The sequence below is a fragment of the Pseudomonas sp. P4_C4 genome, assembly GCF_056402055.1.
Genome location: NZ_JBFUID010000003.1, coordinates 128,612 through 148,519 on the forward strand (window position 1 = coordinate 128,612; position 19,908 = coordinate 148,519).

Annotated in this window: 15 protein-coding genes; 8 read left to right on the forward strand and 7 right to left on the reverse strand. The window is 60.4% G+C overall.

The genetic code is table 11. The features are described 5' to 3' along the window. Nucleotides 1-206 precede the first annotated feature (206 nt). Both AC1DXW_RS03695 and glmS read left to right on the forward strand, forming a co-directional pair. Nucleotides 207-983, forward strand: coding sequence for a DeoR family transcriptional regulator (locus AC1DXW_RS03695; protein ID WP_007985041.1), 777 nt, complete (start codon nt 207-209; stop codon nt 981-983). A gap of 1 nt (nt 984) precedes the next feature. After that, entirely contained in the window at nt 985-2,817 is a 1,833-nt protein-coding gene (gene glmS / locus AC1DXW_RS03700; protein WP_477759769.1) for a glutamine--fructose-6-phosphate transaminase (isomerizing), read from the forward strand. 249 nt (nt 2,818-3,066) lie between these two features. On the opposite strand, the gene AC1DXW_RS03705 is transcribed toward glmS, so the two are convergent. The 5 genes from AC1DXW_RS03705 to AC1DXW_RS03725 all read right to left on the reverse strand — a co-directional run bounded on the left by AC1DXW_RS03705 (nt 3,067) and on the right by AC1DXW_RS03725 (nt 9,384). Further along, nucleotides 3,067-4,371, reverse strand: coding sequence for an MFS transporter (locus AC1DXW_RS03705; RefSeq protein WP_477752207.1), 1,305 nt, complete (start codon nt 4,369-4,371; stop codon nt 3,067-3,069). 179 nt (nt 4,372-4,550) lie between these two features. Further along, nucleotides 4,551-5,600, reverse strand: coding sequence for a DUF2955 domain-containing protein (locus tag AC1DXW_RS03710; protein WP_477752208.1), 1,050 nt, complete (start codon nt 5,598-5,600; stop codon nt 4,551-4,553). Continuing rightward, nucleotides 5,590-6,708: an HlyD family secretion protein gene (locus AC1DXW_RS03715; protein WP_477759770.1), complete on the reverse strand. Its 1,119-nt coding sequence runs from the start codon at nt 6,706-6,708 to the stop codon at nt 5,590-5,592. Before AC1DXW_RS03715 ends, AC1DXW_RS03710 begins: the two co-directional genes overlap by 11 nt. After that, complete coding sequence (locus AC1DXW_RS03720; RefSeq protein ID WP_477759771.1) at nt 6,701-8,212, reverse strand: efflux transporter outer membrane subunit; 1,512 nt, start codon at nt 8,210-8,212, stop codon at nt 6,701-6,703. Before AC1DXW_RS03720 ends, AC1DXW_RS03715 begins: the two co-directional genes overlap by 8 nt. A 14-nt stretch (nt 8,213-8,226) precedes the next feature. Continuing rightward, nucleotides 8,227-9,384: an AI-2E family transporter gene (locus tag AC1DXW_RS03725; RefSeq protein WP_477752211.1), complete on the reverse strand. Its 1,158-nt coding sequence runs from the start codon at nt 9,382-9,384 to the stop codon at nt 8,227-8,229. A 579-nt stretch (nt 9,385-9,963) separates the two neighbouring features. Between AC1DXW_RS03725 and AC1DXW_RS03730 the strand changes: the two genes are divergently transcribed. The 5 genes from AC1DXW_RS03730 (at nt 9,964) to AC1DXW_RS03750 (ending at nt 17,123) form a co-directional block, all read left to right on the forward strand. Beyond that, nucleotides 9,964-10,866, forward strand: coding sequence for a LysR family transcriptional regulator (locus AC1DXW_RS03730; RefSeq protein WP_477752212.1), 903 nt, complete (start codon nt 9,964-9,966; stop codon nt 10,864-10,866). A gap of 126 nt (nt 10,867-10,992) precedes the next feature. Continuing rightward, nucleotides 10,993-11,619, forward strand: coding sequence for a glutathione S-transferase family protein (locus AC1DXW_RS03735; protein ID WP_477752213.1), 627 nt, complete (start codon nt 10,993-10,995; stop codon nt 11,617-11,619). Nucleotides 11,620-11,682: 63 nt separating this feature from the next. After that, on the forward strand, nt 11,683-13,713 hold the full coding sequence (locus AC1DXW_RS03740; protein ID WP_477752214.1) for a pyridoxamine 5'-phosphate oxidase family protein: 2,031 nt from the start codon (nt 11,683-11,685) through the stop codon (nt 13,711-13,713). A 109-nt stretch (nt 13,714-13,822) separates the two neighbouring features. Next, nucleotides 13,823-15,019, forward strand: coding sequence for a DUF3142 domain-containing protein (locus AC1DXW_RS03745; protein WP_477752215.1), 1,197 nt, complete (start codon nt 13,823-13,825; stop codon nt 15,017-15,019). Continuing rightward, nucleotides 15,006-17,123, forward strand: a complete 2,118-nt coding sequence (locus AC1DXW_RS03750; protein ID WP_477752216.1) for a hypothetical protein — start codon at nt 15,006-15,008, stop codon at nt 17,121-17,123. The genes AC1DXW_RS03745 and AC1DXW_RS03750 overlap by 14 nt, the downstream gene beginning before the upstream one ends. A gap of 3 nt (nt 17,124-17,126) precedes the next feature. Here the strand turns inward: AC1DXW_RS03750 and AC1DXW_RS03755 are convergent, their stop codons facing one another. Then, nucleotides 17,127-17,756 carry a LysE family translocator gene (locus tag AC1DXW_RS03755; protein WP_477752217.1) on the reverse strand — a complete coding sequence of 210 codons (630 nt, stop codon included), beginning with the start codon at nt 17,754-17,756 and terminating at the stop codon, nt 17,127-17,129. Nucleotides 17,757-17,900: 144 nt separating this feature from the next. On the opposite strand from AC1DXW_RS03755, the gene AC1DXW_RS03760 reads away from it, so the two are divergent. After that, nucleotides 17,901-18,374: an Lrp/AsnC family transcriptional regulator gene (locus AC1DXW_RS03760; RefSeq protein ID WP_085723574.1), complete on the forward strand. Its 474-nt coding sequence runs from the start codon at nt 17,901-17,903 to the stop codon at nt 18,372-18,374. Nucleotides 18,375-18,485: 111 nt separating this feature from the next. On the opposite strand, the gene lpdA is transcribed toward AC1DXW_RS03760, so the two are convergent. Then, nucleotides 18,486-19,886, reverse strand: a complete 1,401-nt coding sequence (lpdA, locus tag AC1DXW_RS03765) for a dihydrolipoyl dehydrogenase (RefSeq protein ID WP_477752218.1) — start codon at nt 19,884-19,886, stop codon at nt 18,486-18,488. Nucleotides 19,887-19,908: the final 22 nt, after the last annotated feature.

The following is a 19,908-nucleotide window of genomic DNA, read 5'->3' on the forward strand; positions in this document are numbered from 1 at the left end:
AGCGAGCTTGCTCCGGGCGGCGTTCCGACGATGAATACGCGTGCGACGCATTTTTTCAGAAAGAACGCGTCATCGTTAACGCCCATCGCGAGCAAGCTCGCTCCTACAAGTTATCCACAGATCTTTTTGTCGCAACATGCTTGACGAAGTTTCGCTGATAGGTTTTGATTGCTTCTGCTATCTTTCGAAACGAAACTTATCAGCTCATGTCGAAGCGCAACACACCTCAACGTCGTCACAACATCCTCGCCTTGCTCAATGAGCAGGGCGAAGTCAGTGTGGATGAGTTGGCCAAGCGCTTCGAAACGTCGGAAGTTACGATTCGCAAGGATCTGGCAGCACTTGAAAGCAATGGCCTGTTGCTGCGTCGTTACGGCGGGGCGATCACCATGCCTCAGGAGCTGGTCGCGGACCTTGGTCAGCCGGTTTCCATATACAAGCAAGCCATCGCTCGTGCCGCCGTCGCGCGGATTCGCGAGCATGCGCGCATCATTATCGACAGTGGCAGTACCACCGCCTCCATGATCCCGGAACTCGGACAGCAACCCGGTCTGGTGGTGATGACCAACTCGTTGCATGTCGCCAATGCCCTGAGCGAACTTGAGCACGAACCGGTGCTGTTGATGACCGGTGGCACCTGGGACCCGCATTCCGAGTCCTTTCAGGGGCAGGTTGCCGAGCAGGTACTACGCTCCTACGACTTCGACCAGCTGTTCATCGGGGCCGATGGCATCGATCTGGTTCGCGGTACAACCACCTTCAACGAACTGCTCGGGCTGAGCCGGGTCATGGCCGAAGTCGCCCGCGAAGTGGTCGTGATGGTGGAGGCCGACAAGATCGGCCGCAAGATTCCCAACCTGGAGCTGCCCTGGAGCAGCGTCCATACCCTTATTACGGATGAACGCCTGCCGCTTGAGGCTCGCGATCAGATTCAGGCCCGCGGCATCAATTTGATTTGCGCGGCTATCAGTCAGGAGAAATAGCATGTGTGGAATTGTCGGCGCAGTCGCAGAACGTAACATCACCGCCATCCTCGTCGAAGGCCTGAAACGCCTCGAATACCGTGGGTATGACAGCGCTGGCGTGGCGGTCTACACCAACGATGAAAAACTCGAGCGCCTGCGTCGCCCGGGCAAAGTCAGTGAGCTGGAGCAGGCATTGGCCACCGAGCCGCTGGTCGGTCGTCTGGGTATCGCCCACACGCGCTGGGCCACCCACGGTGCACCGTGCGAGCGCAATGCCCACCCGCATTTCTCCGGTGACCTGGCGGTGGTGCACAACGGCATCATCGAAAACCACGAAGCCCTGCGTGAACAACTCAAAGCCTTGGGCTATGTGTTCACCTCGGACACCGACACTGAAGTCATCTCCCACCTGCTGAACCACAAGCTCAAGGATCTGCGTGATCTGACCGTGGCCCTCAAGGCGACCGTCAAAGAGTTGCACGGTGCTTACGGCCTGGCAGTGATCAGCGCGCAGCAACCGGATCGCCTGGTCGCAGCCCGCAGCGGCAGCCCGTTGGTGATCGGCCTTGGCCTGGGGGAAAACTTCCTGGCGTCCGACCAGTTGGCCCTGCGTCAGGTCACTGACCGTTTCATGTACCTGGAAGAAGGCGATATCGCCGAAATCCGCCGCGACAGCGTGCAGATCTGGGACGTTGACGGCCAGGCTGTCGAGCGCGAAACCGTGCAATATCGTGACGGCGCCGAAGCCGCTGAAAAGGGCGAGTTCCGCCACTTCATGCTCAAGGAAATCCACGAGCAACCGTCTGTGGTCCAGCGCACGCTGGAAGGTCGCCTGAGCCAGAACCAGGTACTGGTACAGGCATTCGGCCCACAGGCGGCCGAGCTGTTCGCCAAAGTGCGTAACGTACAGATCGTCGCGTGTGGCACCAGCTACCACGCCGGCATGGTCGCGCGTTACTGGCTCGAAGAGCTGGCCGGCATTCCTTGCCAGGTCGAAGTCGCCAGCGAATTCCGCTACCGCAAGGTGGTGGTGCAGCCGGACACCTTGTTCGTGACCATTTCCCAGTCCGGTGAAACCGCCGACACCCTGGCCGCACTGCGCAATGCCAAGGAACTGGGTTACCTCGCTAGCCTGGCGATCTGCAACGTCGGCATCAGCTCGCTGGTGCGTGAGTCCGATCTGACCCTGTTGACCCAGGCCGGTCGCGAAATCGGTGTGGCTTCGACCAAAGCCTTCACCACGCAATTGGTTGGCCTGTTGTTGCTGACGCTTTCCCTGGGCCAGGTTCGTGGCACCTTGGCCAAAGGCGTCGAAGCGACACTGGTCGAAGAACTGCGTCGTTTGCCAACCCGTCTGAGCGAAGCGCTGGCCATGGACAGCACCGTGGAAAAAATCTCCGAGCTGTTCGCCGAGAAACACCACACGCTGTTCCTCGGCCGCGGTGCGCAGTTCCCGGTAGCGATGGAAGGGGCACTCAAGCTCAAGGAAATCTCCTACATCCACGCTGAAGCCTATCCGGCCGGCGAGTTGAAACACGGCCCGTTGGCGCTTGTGGATAACGACATGCCAGTGGTGACCGTGGCGCCGAACAACGAACTGCTGGAGAAGTTGAAGTCCAACCTCCAGGAAGTCCGCGCCCGCGGTGGCCAGTTGATCGTCTTCGCTGACGAGAAGGCCGGCATGACCAACGGTGAAGGCACCCACGTGGTGCACATGCCGCACATCCACGACATCCTGTCGCCGATCCTCTACACCATCCCGCTGCAGCTGCTGTCGTACTACGTTGCCGTACTCAAAGGCACCGACGTCGACCAGCCGCGCAATCTGGCGAAGTCGGTCACTGTGGAATAAGTTATCCACAGATGAAAGAAACCTGGTTTCAGACAATAGATTTTGACAACAGACAAAACATTCTGACGCCAAATAATAGATTTTGAAAAATGCCAAAAGCCCCTGATTTCAGGGGCTTTTTTTATTCCTCCACTGTATGTCCAATTTTGTCTGTGATCTTGCCAGGGAATTAGTCTGGTATTGGTACTCAGACTTATTCACAGCTCTGATATTTTCCTAGGACTTTTTGCTGCCGTACGTCGAGGCACGTCACTGCGTAAACGCTTTAGGGTATTTGACCCGATAGGCATCATTGAGCTGCGTATCCCGGGAACGCATGAAAGTCGTGAAATCGGGTACCAGAAAGACCAGCAAAGACAAGAGTAGAACCAATACGCCCAGCAGCGTGATTGTCAATTCGACTCCTGGATAAACGATCAGGGAGGGCATCGCGAAACTGCCCAAGGGGCTGGCCGCCGCAGACAGAAATGAAACTATGGCGAAAACCCTGTTGCGATGGAGCTTTGGCGTCGCCAACAACCTCACGGCAGAGGTGGGAATGTTGATTAACATCAAGCCGACGCCTCCGCAGAAAAAGGCTACGGGTATGAAGAACGACGATGAAACAGTCCCAACCACCACGAGGTTGCTTCCCAGTAGCGCAAAACCTGCGGACACGCACATGTCACGTGGTAACCGGGTGGATAACCATCCGATGATTCTGTAACTACCTGCCAAAATGCCCAGCCCGAAGCACGAATCCAGAAGACCGATGTAAGTGACTGGATACTGGATGACGTCCTTTACATACAGCGGGATCAGGATAGTGAAAAACGGAAACAGGGCGAAGTTGATCAGCATCGAAATAATCGCCAGGTAAAATTCGACTTTCACGCCATAAACCACTTTGAAGCCGGAATAGATCATTCTGAAGCCACTGGCACGTGGTGTTTTTTCGTATTCGTCAGCCGCACCGATGTAGTTCGGGATGGTTGCGATCAATGCGCCGGCGATGAGAATTGCAAAAAAATCGGTGGCAAGGGCGAATGTGATGCCGAACCCGTAAATCAACCCGCTGGCAAGTACCGGCCCCAGAAGAATAGATAAGGACGACATCACACTTTTGGTCCGAAGGGCCAAGGAGACTTTATCGTCGTCTGCAAACAAAGGAATGATCGACGCCTGGAGAGGGTCGCGAACGCCGACGATCGCACTGCTGAGCATCATCAGCACGCCAACCGCCCAAGGGTTGAAAGCCTCCGTGGCGGACAGCACCGCCATCAATAACGCTGTCAGCAGGCTGATCCATGAGGTCAGTTTGATGATCAGGATTTTGTTGTACTTGTCGCCCAGCCATCCCAGCAAGGGTTTGGCTAACACTTCCGCCGCGATCGAACAGGCAATCATGTTGGCGAAGTAGGTGGCAGAGACTGTTACCTGCAGGGCCCACCAGGCCACCGCCAGTTGATTGCACCGTCCACCCAGAGTGATCAGCAAAAAGCTGAATTGCAGTTTCAGCAGGCGCCGGTCGATATCGGGAAGACCCCAAGTAATACCTGAAAAATTTCCATTCATGAATGTATCTTTGATTCAGATAGGGGCGACTGCACAAGCAGGATGTTCAAGAATCTTTTATTTACGGATGCAGCCTTCACTGACCAGAGAGTTTTCTTACAGTAACTGGATGGGCCCGAGGAATGTGAGGGGGGCTTTTCTAACATATTCAAGACGCTTTCCTGGTTCGTACCGTGTGATCAACCGGGACCCTCTTCAGGTGTCGGCTTGGCGACATGGCGACGTTGCCGACGCGTATCCAACAAATGGACCATCACACAGGCGTACAAAGTCACCAGAATGAACAGGCCCATGCGGATGGCGAAAGCGGTGTAGACATCCTTGCCCGCGGCACTGTCCTGTACCGATTGGCCAAGCAGAATGATCAGGGTCGCCAGGCTGTTGAGCCAGAAACTCGGTGGTTGTCGGGTCCGGGCCAGGCCGTAGAGCTTTCTGGCCACCAGCAATCCGAACAGCAACATCCACAGAAAGAACATCCACAGGTTGACGAACAGGCTCAGCGCGCACCAGAAAAGAATCGCCATCAAGCCACCGAGCAGGGTAGAGCCGAGTAACTCCTGGCCGGCGGTGCGGGCGCTGGTCGCGCAGCTTTGTTGGCCGAGGCTGACGGCTTTCATGATGATCGGCAGGTAGCTGGCCGGGTCGATCATGGCCAGCAGGAAAGTCGGCAGCACCACCAGCGTGGCACGTAGCGCCAGCCAACCGCTTTCGGTGGGAGTAAGGCTCGGGCCGGGCTTGGCCGCGGGGGCGCTGGCGGGGTCGGGAAACAGCCAATGGCTGATGGTCAGCGTCGTGACGGCCAGGAACAGCCCCTTGACCAAGGCCACGATCACTTCTAGCGCCAGGGCGAATTCAGCGGTTCCGGCCGAACTGATCAAGGTCAGGCCCACCACCAGGAAAGTCGCCACCAGCGGGTTGCCGCCGCGCAGGCCATACCCGAAGGCCATGAACAGGCACAGTCCGACCAGCAGCACACCACTGAACGGGTAGTAACGCAGCAGGGGAATCAACAGCAGGCCGGTCCCGGTGGTCAACATCAGGATCAGGATCAGACCCAGGCTGGCCTTGAACGGTAACGGTCGGTTCATCGCTGCCAGCATCATCAGCGCCAGCATCGGCGCGAGGAACGGGATGGGCAGGGCCAGACCAAAGCTCGCCGCCAGGCACAGCGCCGTACCGAAGCCCAAACGCAGGGCGCGCTGGACCCGGGCCGGGCGCTCAATACGCATAGGACATCCAGCTCATCAGGCGCAGGAACAGGCGACCCAGTATATTCAGCGGGTTACCTTCACTCGGGAACGCCATGACTTCTGCTTGCCCACCGGAGCGGATGCCCTGCGGGCTGGTCAACTCACCAGGCTCGAACTCGATGATGACTGGAAAGCGCTGGGCAGGACGTAGCCAATCGCGGCTGTTCTCCACTTTCGGCAGGCTGCCCGGCTGGGTGGTCTGGCCGATATCGACGCCATAGCCGACGCTGCGCACATGACCTTTGAAAATCTCCCCCGGCAGGGCGTCGAGGACGATGGACACCGGCGTCCCGGGCTGGACGCTTCCCAGATTGTTTTCCGTCATGTCGGCGCTGATCCACACATCGTGGATGGCGATCAGGGTCATCACCGGCGCACCGGCAGCGGCAAACTGGCCGACATCGGTGCGCAAATCGGTGATCAGACCGGCCGAGCGCGCGTGGACCTTGGTATTGCTCAAGTCCAGCTCGGCTTTTTCACGGTTGCTGGCGGCGCTGAGCAACTGGGCGTTTTCGTCTTCGTTACCGCCCTGTTGTTCCCGTGCTCGTTGCACTTCGGCCTTGGCCGCGGCGACCTGGCTGATGGACTCTTCCAGGGTGGCACGGGATATCTCCAGGCGTCGTAGCGAGATGGTGCCCGGGTCTTCGCGGTACAGGCGTTCAAGCCGCTGGATGTCTTGGCGTGCCTTGAGCTCGTTGGCCTGGGACGCGCGCAGGGACGCTTGCTTGGAGTCGACGCCGGCGGTGTTGGCGCCCACCTGGCGACGGGTCGATTCAAGGTCGGCGCGGGCGCGATCGACGGCAATCTGGTACTGCTCTGGATTGACTTCAAACAGCAACTCGCCGGCCTTGACGTCCTGATTGTTGCGTACATGCACCTTGGTCACCCGGCCGGATACCTCAGCCGCCACCGGCACAACGAAGGCCTGTACCCGTGCCTGTTGCGTGTAGGGCGTGTAACGGTCGGCCATCAGGTACCAGACCAGGCTCAGGATGATCAGCAGCACCACCCAGTTGATCGCTTTTTTCGCAGGGTCGGCGGCAGGTGCCGGGGCTTTCTCGTCGACCGGTTGTTGGCTGTCAGTCATGGGCACTTTCCTTCGGTTCGTCGAGCAGATCGCCCCAGTCGGTCCGTTGTTGCATCTGTTTGCGGGTGGCCGGGTCGATCATCGGCTGGTCGCTGTACCAACCTCCGCCCAAAGCCTTGTAGAGGGCGATCAAGCTGTTGACCGCGGTGCCACGGTTGACCAGGTAGATATCCTGTTGGGCAAACAGGGCGCGCTGGGCATCCAGTACGCGCTGGAAATCCGAATAGCCTTCGCGGTATTGGGCATTGGCCAGGGTCACCGAACGTTCAGCGGCTACCGAGGCTTCGCTGAGGATCTGGTCGCGCTCCAGCGCTTTGATCAAGCCGGTAGCGGCATCGTCAGCCTCGCGCGCCGCCTGGCGCACGCTGTCCTGGTAGATAACGATCAGCTGCTGCAAGCGTGCATCCTGCACGCGGACGTTGTTGGTGATCCGGCCATGGTCGAAGATGTCCCAGCGCAGGCTGGGGCCGGCCACCATATCGAGGGTATTGGGCGCAGCGTTGAGCGAGCTGGCGGACCAGACGATGCTGCCCAGCAGACTGATGGAGGGGTACAGGTCGGTCTCGGCCACACCGATCAACGCCGACTGCGCCGCCACTTGCAGCTCGGCAGCGCGAACATCGGGGCGCCGCACCAGCAGGTTGGCAGGCACATCCTGCAAGACCGCGGTATCGAGCAGTGGCACCACTCCGGTGTTGCGATCCAGGTCAGGGATCGAGCCGGGTGGCTGGCCGATCAGGGTGGACAGCGCATTGCGCAAGCTCGCCACCTGGCTCTCGAAATCCGGGATGGTACTCAGGGTGCCCAGGTACTGGGTCTTGGCTTGTTGCAGGTCGAGTTCGGCTTCGGCCCCGCTGTTGAACAGGCGCTCGGTGATCTCGTAGCTGCGCTTTTGCAATTTGGCGTTACTGCGGGCGATTTGCAGGCGCGCCTCGGCGGTGCGCAAGGCGTAGTAGTTTTGCGCCAGTTGCGCGTGCAACAGCACCAAGGCATTTTCATAGTTGGCCTGGGCGGCAAACCAGGACGCGTCGGCCGACTCGATGGCACGGCTGAAACGCCCCCAGAAGTCCAGCTCCCAGCCGATATCGAAGCCGACGCTGTGTTGCCAGAAATGCGTGTCCTGGGGGTTGCTGCCGCCCGATTGCTTACGGTTCAGGTACAGGCTGTCGGCGCTGGCCTGTTGCAATTGCGGGTAGCGGCCGGCCAGAGCGATGCCCAATTGTGCGCGGGATTCCATGACCCGCAGGCCAGCGACCTGCAGGTCGGCGTTGTGGGCATCGGCTTCGGCCATCAAATGGTCCAGCACCGGGTCGTTGAAAACGCGCCACCATTGGCGGCTGTCAGGTTGTGCGTGTTGTTGGCCGGCGATCTCCAGGGCCGGGCTGTTCCAGTGGTCGACCCAGGGCTGGGCCGGCGACTGGAAATCCGGGCCCAGTTGCACACAGCCCCCCAGAACGACGGTGCCACAGAGCAGAAGCCGGCTGATGCGAGCAGGGCGTGGCATCAAGCGCAAACTCCTCAGACAGGACGCTGATCGTTCATTGCCTCTATCTTCGGTGTCTCGTTCAACGCCTCGATCTCGGGTGTCTCGTTCATTACCTCGGCAGACGGTTGGTCCTGGACCCATTGCCAGAACAGTTGGTAGCCCACCGCCAGCGCAACCGGTCCGATGAACAAACCGATGAAGCCGCCGCTCACCATGCCGCCCAGGGCGCCAATCAGAATTACCGGCATCGGCACATCGACGCCGCGACCCAACATCAATGGCTTGAGGACGTTATCGGCCATTCCGGCAATCAGGCTGTAGATGCCAAACACGATGGTGGCCAGGCTGGTCCCTTCGGTGGCGAAGACATAAGCGATCACCGGAAGGGTCACCAGCAGCACCGGCAATTGCATGATCCCCATCAACAGCGCCACCATGGCCAGCAGCCCGGCACCGGGGACGCCCATGAGCACGAAGCCCACGCCGACCAGCAACATCTGAATGAACGCGATACCCACCACGCCCTGGGCGACCGCGCGGATGGTTGCAGTGCAGAGTTCGGTAATGCGAGGGCCACGCTCTGGTCCGGAAAGACGCGAGGTGATGGCCAGGGCGCTTCTTTCGCCGTTTTCGCCATAGGCCATGAGCACGCCGGCAATGATCAGGGCGCCGATGAACAACAGAAAGCCCACGCCAACGTCGGCCATTTTGCCCAACAAGGTCAGCCCGACGGACTTGATATAGGGCATCACCTTCATCAGCACGCTGCTCATGTCGGTGGCGGCTTGCATCCAGTAGCCGTAGAGCGGCTTGCCAATGAGCGGCAGGGAAGCGATTTTTTCGCTGGGTAGCGGAATCTGCATCGTATCGGACTTGAGGATCGCCAGAGTGCCCTGGATCGATTCACTGATCGAGGTGCCCAGCAGGTAGATCGGCACCATCAGCAAGGCCAGGGAGACCACCACGATCAGGGTGGCGGCACGACCGTCCTTGTTGACCAGCTTGCGCTTGATGAGCGCATGCAGCGGATACAGGGTGATGGCCAGAATTAGCGCCCAGAGCATGAGGTTGAGGAACGGGTGGAAGATCTGAAAGCAGAACAGCACCAGCACGGTAATCAGCCCGGCGCGTATCAGTACATCGAGCAAACCACCGGACAGTGCTCTTGCGGAAATGTTTGTGCGCAACATTCTCGAACTCCTTGCGGTGTCACCAGGTTAGCCAGCTAGTTGAAGTTCACTCTTCCCTACTCAGTGACTCTTGGAAGCAAGATCGATGGACAGGCGTCCAAGCGTTAACAACTAACGCCTTATTTCACGTAGGGAAGATTTCAACGAGGTACCTACTAATACTCAATAGGTAACAGGGTGGCTTGTAGTATAGGAGCAGTCGTATATTCCGCCTGTTTATGCAGGCTGGAATTCTGCCGCTGTGGATATCGTCCGCTGACGAGCCCATGCCTGGAAACGGGTTGGGAGCCGAGCCAGTGGCTCTTTTTCCCTGTCAGGCATTAGCCGTTGCAGCGGGTGGGTCCGGATAATTGCGAACAGTCGCACCTGTCGCAAGAAAATAACCCTCATTAATTATCAATAATCCCCCGGCCTGCTCTTTGAGGTTTGTGCCACGCTTGGTTTTTACAGCGCAGGCGCTAGAGTGCAGTAGCCCATTGATTTACTTGATGGTCGGACGCCCAACTTTGTTATTGAGCACTTGCGTTTAACATCCCGGCCTTTTATTACGATTTATCTATCTGAAATAAGGACATGCCCATGGACCGTTTCCAGGAAATGCAGGTCTTCGCTGCCGTCGCCCAGGAACAGGGTTTTTCGGCGGCGGCGCGGCGTTTGGGGCTGTCGGCGGCCAGCGTCACCCGAGCGGTGGCGGCGCTGGAGCAGCGTATTGGCACGCAACTGCTCACACGTACCACGCGCAGCGTGTATTTGAGCGAGGCCGGTCAGCGATATCTGGAGGACTGTCGGAGAATTCTCGCCGAGGTGCAGGAAGCCGAGGATTCGGCAGCGGGCAGCCATATCCATCCTCGTGGGCAACTGACCATCACCGCTCCGGTTTTGTTCGGCGAGCTGTTTGTCACGCCGCTGATGGTGAGCTACCTGACGCAATTCCCCGAAGTCTGCATCAACGCGCTGCTGGTGGACCGGGTAGTGAGCGTGGTCGAGGAGGGCGTCGATGTGGCCATCCGCATCGGCGAACTTCCTGACAGCAATCAACATGCGATCCGCGTGGGTGAGGTGCGGCGGGTGATCTGCGCATCGCCACAGTTTCTGGCCAGCCATGGTCGGCCCAGGCATCCACAGGAACTGGCTCTGGCGCCGATTATCGCGACCTCTGCTATCGGCCAACTCAGGAGTTGGCCATTCATTGAAGACGGCGAAACCTTGAGTGTCCGGGCTGAACCACGACTGGTGGTGACAGCGAATCAGGCGGCCATCACGGCAGCCTGTCTGGGGTTGGGCTTCACGCGGGTACTGTCTTATCAAGTCGCGAGCAAGGTGGCTGCCGGAGAGCTGGAAATCATTCTGGCCGACTTCGAACTGCCGCCGTTGCCCATCCATGTGGTCTATCAGGGCGGACGCAAAGCGCCGGCCCGGGTGCGCAGTTTTGTTGATTTCGCGGTGAAGACCCTGCGCGAGCATCCGGCGCTCGCGCGTTGAGTTATTTCACCCACTGAAATAATGGATTGCGTTTGCTGGTGATTCTGTTGTTTTGGTTGTAGGTGGAAGATACGACCCATCGGCGCTGGTCTTCCTGAGCAGCACCACTGACCCGAGGTGTCGACCATGCAAGCGATCAAACTCTACAACTTCCCGCGTTCCGGCCATGCGCACCGTGTCGAGTTGATGCTGTCCCTGCTGAAATTGCCGACCGAACTGATCTTCGTTGACCTCGCCAAGGGCGAACACAAGCAACCGGCGTTCCTGGCGCTCAATGCATTCGGCCAAGTGCCGGTGATTGATGACCAGGGCGTGGTGTTGGCCGACTCCAACGCGATTCTGGTGTATCTGGCGCAAAAGTACGGCAACGGTCGCTGGCTGCCGGCTGATCCGGAGGGTGCGGCCAAGGTCCAGCGCTGGTTGTCGGTGGCTGCCGGCCCGATTGCCTTCGGTCCTGCCCGGGCAAGATTGATCACTGTGTTTGGCGCGCCTTACAACGCTGCAGAAGTGATTGCCTACGCCCATACCGTGCTCAAAGTGATCGATCACGAACTGGCCAATACGCTGTATCTGGCCGGCACTGAACCGACGATTGCCGACGTCGCCGCCTACAGCTACATCGCCCATGCGCCTGAGGGCAATGTGTCGCTGGACGAGTACGCCAACATTCGAGCCTGGCTGGCCCGCATCGAAGCCTTGCCGGGTTTTGTCGGCATGCCGCGCACCGTTGCCGGTCTGCAAAAAACCGCCTGATACTGGTGGCCCGGTATTGCCGGGCCGCCCCGTTCTGCGCCAATGGCGCACGGGAGAAACCGTATGGACCGTTCACCCTGGCATGCCGGCGAAAAACAATTGCAGGCGCACGTGGGCGTTGCCGAACGAATGGAGGTGTTCGGTCGTAAGGTGATTCGCAGCGAGATGCCGGACCAGCACCGCACGTTCTATCAGCAATTGCCGTTCATGCTGTACGGGGCGGTGGATGCCGACGGTCATCCCTGGGCCAGCATCCTTGAAGGTGAGCCTGGTTTCGCCTACTCGCCTGAACCTGGCTTGCTGCAATTTCGCGGCCTGCCTGCCGTTGACGATCCTGCGCAGATGAGCGACGGCTCGGCCATTGGCCTGTTGGGTATCGAGCTGCACACTCGCCGTCGCAACCGCATCAATGGCCATGTCCGCGCCATGACTGCGGGTGGATTCGCGGTGACGGTAGACCAGTCCTTCGGCAATTGCCCGCAGTACATTCAGTTGCGCCAGTTTCGCTCGGTGCCGCTGACCGATCCTTCGACGCGTGCCGCCCAGCATTTCAACGAACTGGATGACGCGGCCAAAGCCATGATCGCCGAGGCAGACACGTTCTTCGTTGCCAGTTATGTGGAGGTCGACGGTGAACGTTCGGTGGATGTGTCTCACCGTGGCGGGCAGAGCGGTTTCGTACGGGTGGAAGGCAATCGCCTGACCATTCCGGACTTCGCCGGCAACCTGCATTTCAACACCTTGGGCAACCTGCTGCTCAACCCCCGGGCCGGATTGCTGTTCATCGATTTCAATAGCGGTGATTTGCTGCAGCTCAGCGGACGCACTGAAATCATCCTGGAGGGCCCTCAGGTCGAGGCGTTCCAGGGAGCCGAGCGCCTGTGGACAATCGATGTCGAGCAGGTGGTACGTCGCCCCGCCGCTCTGGCGCTGCGCTGGCGTTTCGACGGTGTTTCACCCACCAGTTTGCTCACTGGCACCTGGGAGCAGGCCAAGGCGCGTTTGCAGGCCAAGGCCCTGGGCGATCAATGGCGGCCGTTGCGGGTGGCGCGGATTGAAGCGCAAAGCCACAGCATTCGCTCGATTTACCTGGAGCCCGCTGACGGAGCCGGGTTGCCACTGTTCCAGGCCGGGCAGCATTTGCCTCTGCGTTTCAATATCGACGGTGAAGTGCACATCCGCACGTACAGTTTATCGAGCGCGCCGTCCGATGATTTTTTCCGCATCAGCGTGAAGCGTGACGGGCGGGTGTCTACGCATTTGCACGAGCAGATTCGTGTTGGCGATGTATTGGAGGCGCGGGCGCCGCAAGGGCATTTCACCGTGGCACCCCATGAGCGTCGGCCATTGGTGTTGCTGGCGGCCGGGGTGGGCATCACGCCGCTGTTGTCGATGCTGCGGGAGGTGGTTTACCAGGGCTTGCGTACCCGCCGTATCCGCCCGACATGGTTTATCCAGAGTTCGCGTACGCTGGGTGACCAGCCGTTTCGCCGCGAACTGGATCGCTTGCTCGAAGACGCCGGTGACGCGGTGCGGGTGGTGCGTTTGCTCAGCCAACCGGAACCCGAGGCGATGCAAGGAGAGGACTTCGACCTCAGTGGACGGATCGATGTCGCGCTGCTCAAGGATCTGCTGACAGTCGAGGACTACGATCAGCTGGATTTTGTCGTCTGTGGTCCCGGGAGTTTTACCCAGGCGTTGTACGACGGCTTGCGCGAATTGAACATTCGCGATTCGCGGATTCACGCCGAAACCTTCGGCCCGTCCACCTTGCGCCGGCGACCGGACCCCGATGCGGTGGTCATCGAGCAACCGCCAGCCGCCACCACGTCGGTGCCCGTGGTGTTCCAGCGCTCGGCCAAGGAAGCGCGCTGGCAGCCAGAGGGCGGCAGCTTGCTGGAGTTGGCGGAAAGCCGTGGCCTGCGCCCGGAATTCAGTTGCCGAGGCGGCTCCTGTGGCACCTGCAAGACGCGCTTGATCAGCGGACAGGTACATTATCCACTGCCGCCCGCGGAGGTGCCGGATGACGGACAAGTGCTGATTTGCTGTGCGATTCCGGCGCAGGGGGCGCAGCCGTTGGTGCTCGATATCTAAAGATCATTGCAGGCCAACATTGCCCGCCGGTCGATGGCTGGGTAGGGTAGTGGGCAGAACGAAAAAGGGCCGCAGAAGCCCTTTCTGCATTTCAAGAACAGGCGTTTCAATGGTTTTTTCCACTCGCTCGATGGTCTTGCTGATGGCGCTGGCGCTCACCACCGGATGCGAAAGACAGGATGCACCGCCGCTGGATCAACAGCTTTACGTCTGGCAGCGGCAGTGGACGCCGGCCCACGACGCTGCCCTCAGGGACAGCCGCGCCGATTTTTCGACGTTGCGAGTGCTGGCCTTGCAGGCTTTCCCCAACGCGGGCTGGAGTCGGGCCCGAATTGACCCGGCACTGCTCAAGCGTGATGGCCGGCCGGTGATTGCGGTGGTTCGCCTGGATGGGCAGCTCAAGGCACTGGATCAGGAGGAAGTCACTGCGCAGATCCGCCAGGTGATCAGCGATTGGCAGGGACAGGGGTTGAACCTCACCGGCGTGGAAATCGACCACGATGCCGGTAATGCCCGGCTACCGGCGTACCGCGAGTTTCTCGTGCATTTGCGCGAAGCATTGCCGACTTCGCTGCCGCTGAGCATCACGGCGTTGCCGTCCTGGCTCGACAGTCGTGAACTGCCGGCGCTGTTATCCACAGTCGACAGCAGCGTGTTGCAGGTGCACGCGGTGAGCGATCCGCGTCGCGGCTTGTTTGATGCCGATCAGGCGCGGCAATGGGCGAAGGCCTGGAGCCGCATCACAACAAAACCTTTCTTTCTGGCGCTGCCGGCTTATGGCGTGGCGTTGCTGCCGTCGGTGGGCGGCGCACCTGTTGTGGAAAGTGAAGTGACGGTGGAGCGTGAAGGCCTGCGCCGTGAATTACTTGCCGATCCGCAGTCATTGCGCACCCTCGGCACCGAGTTGCGTGCCGATCCGCCGAAACATATGGTGGGCCTGATCTGGTTTCGCCTGCCATTGGCCAACGACCGTCGGGCCTGGAGCTTGATCACTTTGCGCGCCGTGGCGCGTGGTGACGCCCTCGACAGTCAATTGAAACTGCAGCTCTCGGCCGACAATGACCTCTATGACATCGGCATTAGCAACCAGGGCAATCTCGATCGCGCCTGGCCCGAACGTCTGACCCTGGCGGTCAGTGATTGTGAGGGGGCCGATGCCCTGGCCGGTTACGCGTTGCAACAGAGCCCGGATCTGCTTACCTTCACCCGCCTGCGCGACGGTCGAATACCGGCCGGCGGACAGCGTGCCATTGGTTGGGCTCGCTGCGCACACATTGATCAAGGAGGTTCGAATGTTCACCCGTAACTGGCCGCGTCATTTGCTTTGCCTGAGCCTCAGCCTGCCACTGGGTTCGGCGCTGGCCTGCGGCCCGGACTTCCCCATGCGCCTGCTGGATAACCGTGGCCAGTCGCTGGCGGAACTGCCGGAAGGCAACTTCAGCTTTGAAATCAGCCGCCTCGGCCACACCATCAACGGGTTGAAGAACGTCACCGCTGGCGCCAACTACGCGGATGAGACTGGCCCTGTTGCGCTGCGGGATCAGGCCGAGCAGGTGGGACTTTCCGCTGAGCAACAAGTGTTGGTGAAACACCTGCGCAGCCTGACCGATGCCCGTCAGGTTGAAACCCAAGGGGCGCAACTGCCGCCTGAGCTCAGGTTGTACCTGGCCGGCGCTGTGGCATTTGGCGCGGGGGATACGGCCTTGGCCGCCGGCTATTTCAAGAGAGTGCTGGCCCTGCCCGCAGAACAACGGGCTTCGCGCAGCACCTGGGCGGCTTACTCGTTGGGGCGCGCGTTGTTCGCCATGAGCGTCGAAGCCGATGCGGCCCCGGATTTGCTCGAACAATCGCGCAAGGCCTTTGAGCAAACCCGGCAACTGAGCATCGACGGCTTCAGCGATCCACTGGAACTGGGTGTCGCTAGCCTCGGCGAAGAAGCCCGGGTGGTGCGCACTGCCGGTGACTGGAACCGCGCCATCGAGCTGTACGCCACGCAAAATCTGCACGGTTCCGCGGTGGGCTACACCTCGTTGAAGCTGTTGATGGCGGACCTGATGACGCTGCCGGAGGATCAAGTGGCCGAGTTGCTCAAGGGGCAGCCCGTGCAGCAGTTGGTGACCGCGTCGCTGATCAGCCGGTTGGGTTGGTCGTTCGGCGATCAACCGGCCAACGAACAAAAAATGATCAAACTGCTGCAAAACAGCACCCGTGGCAGTCTCGAAAACGCCGACCGCCTGGCGGCGATGAATTATCAACAGGGCGATTACGCCAGCGCCAAGGCCTTCCTCGAACATGCCGGCGATGGCGGGTTGGCGTGGTGGCTGCGGGCAAAACTGGCGGTGCGCGAGGGCGATAAAATCGCGGCCGCCGCAGCCTACGCCAAAGCGGCCCAGGCCTTCCCGCAGAACGAATCCTGGGGCGAGCGACGGACCCCGGACTACGATTACGAAACACTTCAGCCCAAGTGCCGGGTCGAGGGTGAAAGTGCGATCCTGGCCCTGCAACGCGGGGATTACCTGCAAGCCTTCGATCAGCTGTATCGCAGCCAAAGCATTTACTGGTTCGATGCCGCCACCGTTGCCGAGCGTGTGTTGACCCTTGAAGAACTCAAGCACTACGTCGACACACAAGTGCCGGCCCCGCCGCCGCTTAGCCAGCAGGACCGCGACAACTACGTGCCCTTGCCGGTGGCGGCGAGCCTGCGCAATCTGCTGGGGCGGCGTTTGTTGCGCGAGGGGCATTACGAGCAAGCACCGGCGTACTTTGACAATGACGGCTTGCGGCACAAGGCGAGATTGTATGGCGAGCAACGTCTGGCGGCTGATTCAGCCTGGTGGCCGACCCGTCGCGCCGCTGCGCTGTTCAATGCGGCCTGGACGGCCCGCGAGTGGGGCATGGACATCCTGGGCTACGAAATGGCGCCGGATTACGCCACCTTCGGCGGTAACTTCACCCTGGCAAACGACGAGCTCAAGGTCGGTCCGTTGGTGGCCGAGGACGAAGTGAAGCGCCAGCAGGCCAGCGCTGCCCAGCCAGATCAGCGTTACCACTATCGCTTCGTGGCCACCGCGCTGGCAAGCAAGGCGGCGGATAACTTGCCTCATACCAGCCAGGCGTTTGCGGCGGTGCTGTGCGAGGCGTCTGGGTGGAACAGCAGCCTCGAGGAGCAAAGTGCGATTTATCAGCGTTATGTCAAAGAAGGGCCTTACGTGGAATGGGCCGCCGATTTCGGCCACCAGTGCCCGTACCCCGACTTCGAGAACGCCGACAAACGCTACGTGACCCAAGTCACCGACGCGGCGCGTTCGGCCTTGCGACCGTACAAGACGCCGTTACAGATCGGTAGCGTAGTGGCGTTCGCGGCAGCCGCGCTGTTGATGTTCAAGCGTCGCCGCCGCAAGGCGCAGTAAGGTTCAAGCCTGTTGCACAAAGGTCAGCCGCACGGCGAAACCGATCAACAGGCTGCCGAACAACCATTGTTGCAGGCGCTGGGCTGAGGGGCTGCGTTGCAGCCAACGGCCGAGTGCCGCGCCGACCAGGGCGTAAGCGCTGTCGAACAGCAAACCGACACCGACCAGCACCACGCCTAATGCCGCAAATTGCCCGAGCACCGGCCCGGCCTGTGGGTTGATGAATTGCGGTAGCAGCACCGAGCAGAACAACAGTGCCTTGGGGTTGAGCAGGTTGGTCAACAGTCCGCGTCGAATGGCTGCGCCCCAGCGCGGTTTTTCGCCGGTTGTGTCAGTGCTGGTCAAGCTCGGCAGCATCGTGGTTCGCAGGCACTGAATGCCGATCCACAGCAAGTACGCGGCGCCTGCCAGGCGCACCACATCGAAGGTCCAGGGCGCAGCCTTGAACAGTGCTGCCAGCCCCAGTGCCGCCAATGCCACATGACAACCCCGGGCGATGCCCAGGCCCACGGCGGTGGCCAGCGCGGCGCCTTTGCCCTGGCGGGCACCGGTCTGCAACAGCAGGATCATGTCAGGCCCCGGCAACAGATAGACCACCGCCAGCGCCATGAAAAACAGCCAGAGCCCTTGCATGTTGCACCCCATTCGTTGTCGATTCGGTCGTGCCAGTCTAGGGCTGGAGGGTGGGGCAGGTGCTTGCGTTGTCAGCTTATGTCTGGCTCAGTATTGGCATCATCTGCCACTTTTTTCGCATGAACCATCGGGATCTGCCAAACCATGAAACTCGACGCCTACGACCGCAAGATTCTCGCCGCGCTGCAACGGGATGGCCGCCTGAGCAATGTGCAACTGGCAGACGAGATTGGCCTGTCGGCATCGCCTTGCTTGCGCCGGGTGCGGATGCTTGAAGAGGCGGGGGTTATTCGCGGCTACCAGGCCAATCTGGATCGCGACGAAGTGGGGTTGGGGCTGACGGTGTTTGTCGGGGTCAAGGTCGAGCGCCATAACGACGAACAAGCCGAAAGTTTTCGCCTGGCGGTGACGGCGTTGCCCGAGGTGATTTCGGCGTTTCTGGTGTCGGGGGAGTCGGATTTTCTGCTGCAGGTGGTGGTGCCGGACTTGCGTGCCTATGACCGCTTTCTCACCGGGCGCTTGTTGAAGTTGCCGGGAGTGAGTGATATCCGCAGCAATTTTGCGATTCATACGGTGAAGGCGCCGGGGGCGTTGCCGCTGGAGCATTTGCCGCTTTAGACCGAGTCGCCTGCATCGCGAGCAGGCTCGCTCCCACAGGTACAGCGCAAACCCTGTAGGAGCGAGCCTGCTCGCGATGGCGATCTATCTGTCACCCAATTCCTCGGGGCCTTACATCTGCGTCGCCATCCCCTCCACATTCATTGCCGCCTGACGCAAGGCCTCGGAGCGGGTCGGGTGTGGGTGGCAGGTCAGGGCGATGTCTTCGGCCGAGGCGCTGAATTCCATGGCCACGCAATACTCGCCGATCATTTCACTGACGCTCGGGCCGACCAGATGCACGCCGAGGACTTCGTCCGTGCGCTCATCGGCCAGCACTTTGGCGAAGCCTTCGGTTTCGTGGTTGATCTTCGCCCGGCTGTTGGCAGTGAAGGGAAACTTGCCGACCTTGTACGCCCGACCTTCAGCCTTGAGCTGCTCTTCGGTCTTTCCGACGCTGGCCAGCTCCGGTCTGGTGTAGACCACGCTGGGGATCAGGTCGTAATTGACCTCGCCCGCCTTGCCGACGATTTGCTCGACGCAAGCCATGGCTTCGTCCTCGGCCTTGTGCGCGAGCATGGGACCCGAGGTCACGTCGCCAATCACCCAGATCCCGGCGGCTTCGGTTCGATGTCCCTTGTTGGCGAGCATGCCGCGCTTGTCCGTCGCGAGGCCGACGTTCTCCAGGCCCAGGCCCTGTGTATAAGGTCGGCGCCCGATGGCCACCAGCACGTAATCGGCTTCCAGCAACTCGGCAGCACCGCCAGCGGCAGGCTCGACGCTGAGTTGCACGCCGGTGGCGGAGGTGGTGGCGCTGGTCACTTTTGAACTCAATTTGAAACTCAAGCCTTGCTTGCTCAGGGAACGCTGCAGGGTTTTGCCGGCTTCGATGTCCACGCCGGGACAAATCCGGTCGAGGAATTCGACCACCGTCACCTGCGCTCCCAGTCGCCGCCAGACCGAGCCCAGCTCCAGGCCGATCACGCCGGCGCCGATCACCACCAGATGCTTGGGCACCTCGGTCAGCGCCAGGGCACCGGTGGAGTCGAGGATGCGTTTGTTATCGATGTCCACGCCGGGCAGGGGCGTGGGCTCGGAACCGGTGGCAATGATGATGTCCCTGGCACTCAGTTCGGTCTTGCCGCCGGCGCTGTCGGTCACAGTGACTTTGCCCGGCCCGTCGATGTGGCCCCAGCCCTTGATCCAGTCGACCTTGTTCTTGCGGAAAAGAAACTCGATGCCCTTGGTCAGCCCGGTAACGCTTTCATCCTTTTGCTTCATCATCTGGGCGAGATTGAGGCTGGGTTTGACGTCGATCCCCAGGTTGGCGAATTCCGCACCCATGGCCGCGTCGTACAGTTCGGAGGCATGCAGCAACGCCTTGGATGGCATGCAACCGACGTTCAGGCAGGTGCCGCCGAGTGTGGCGCGTCCTTCCACGCAGGCCGCCTTCAGACCCAGTTGTCCGGCGCGGATCGCCGCGTTGTAACCGCCGGGGCCACCGCCGAGTATCACGACGTCATAAGTGCTCATGGATGTACTCCTGGATCGAAAG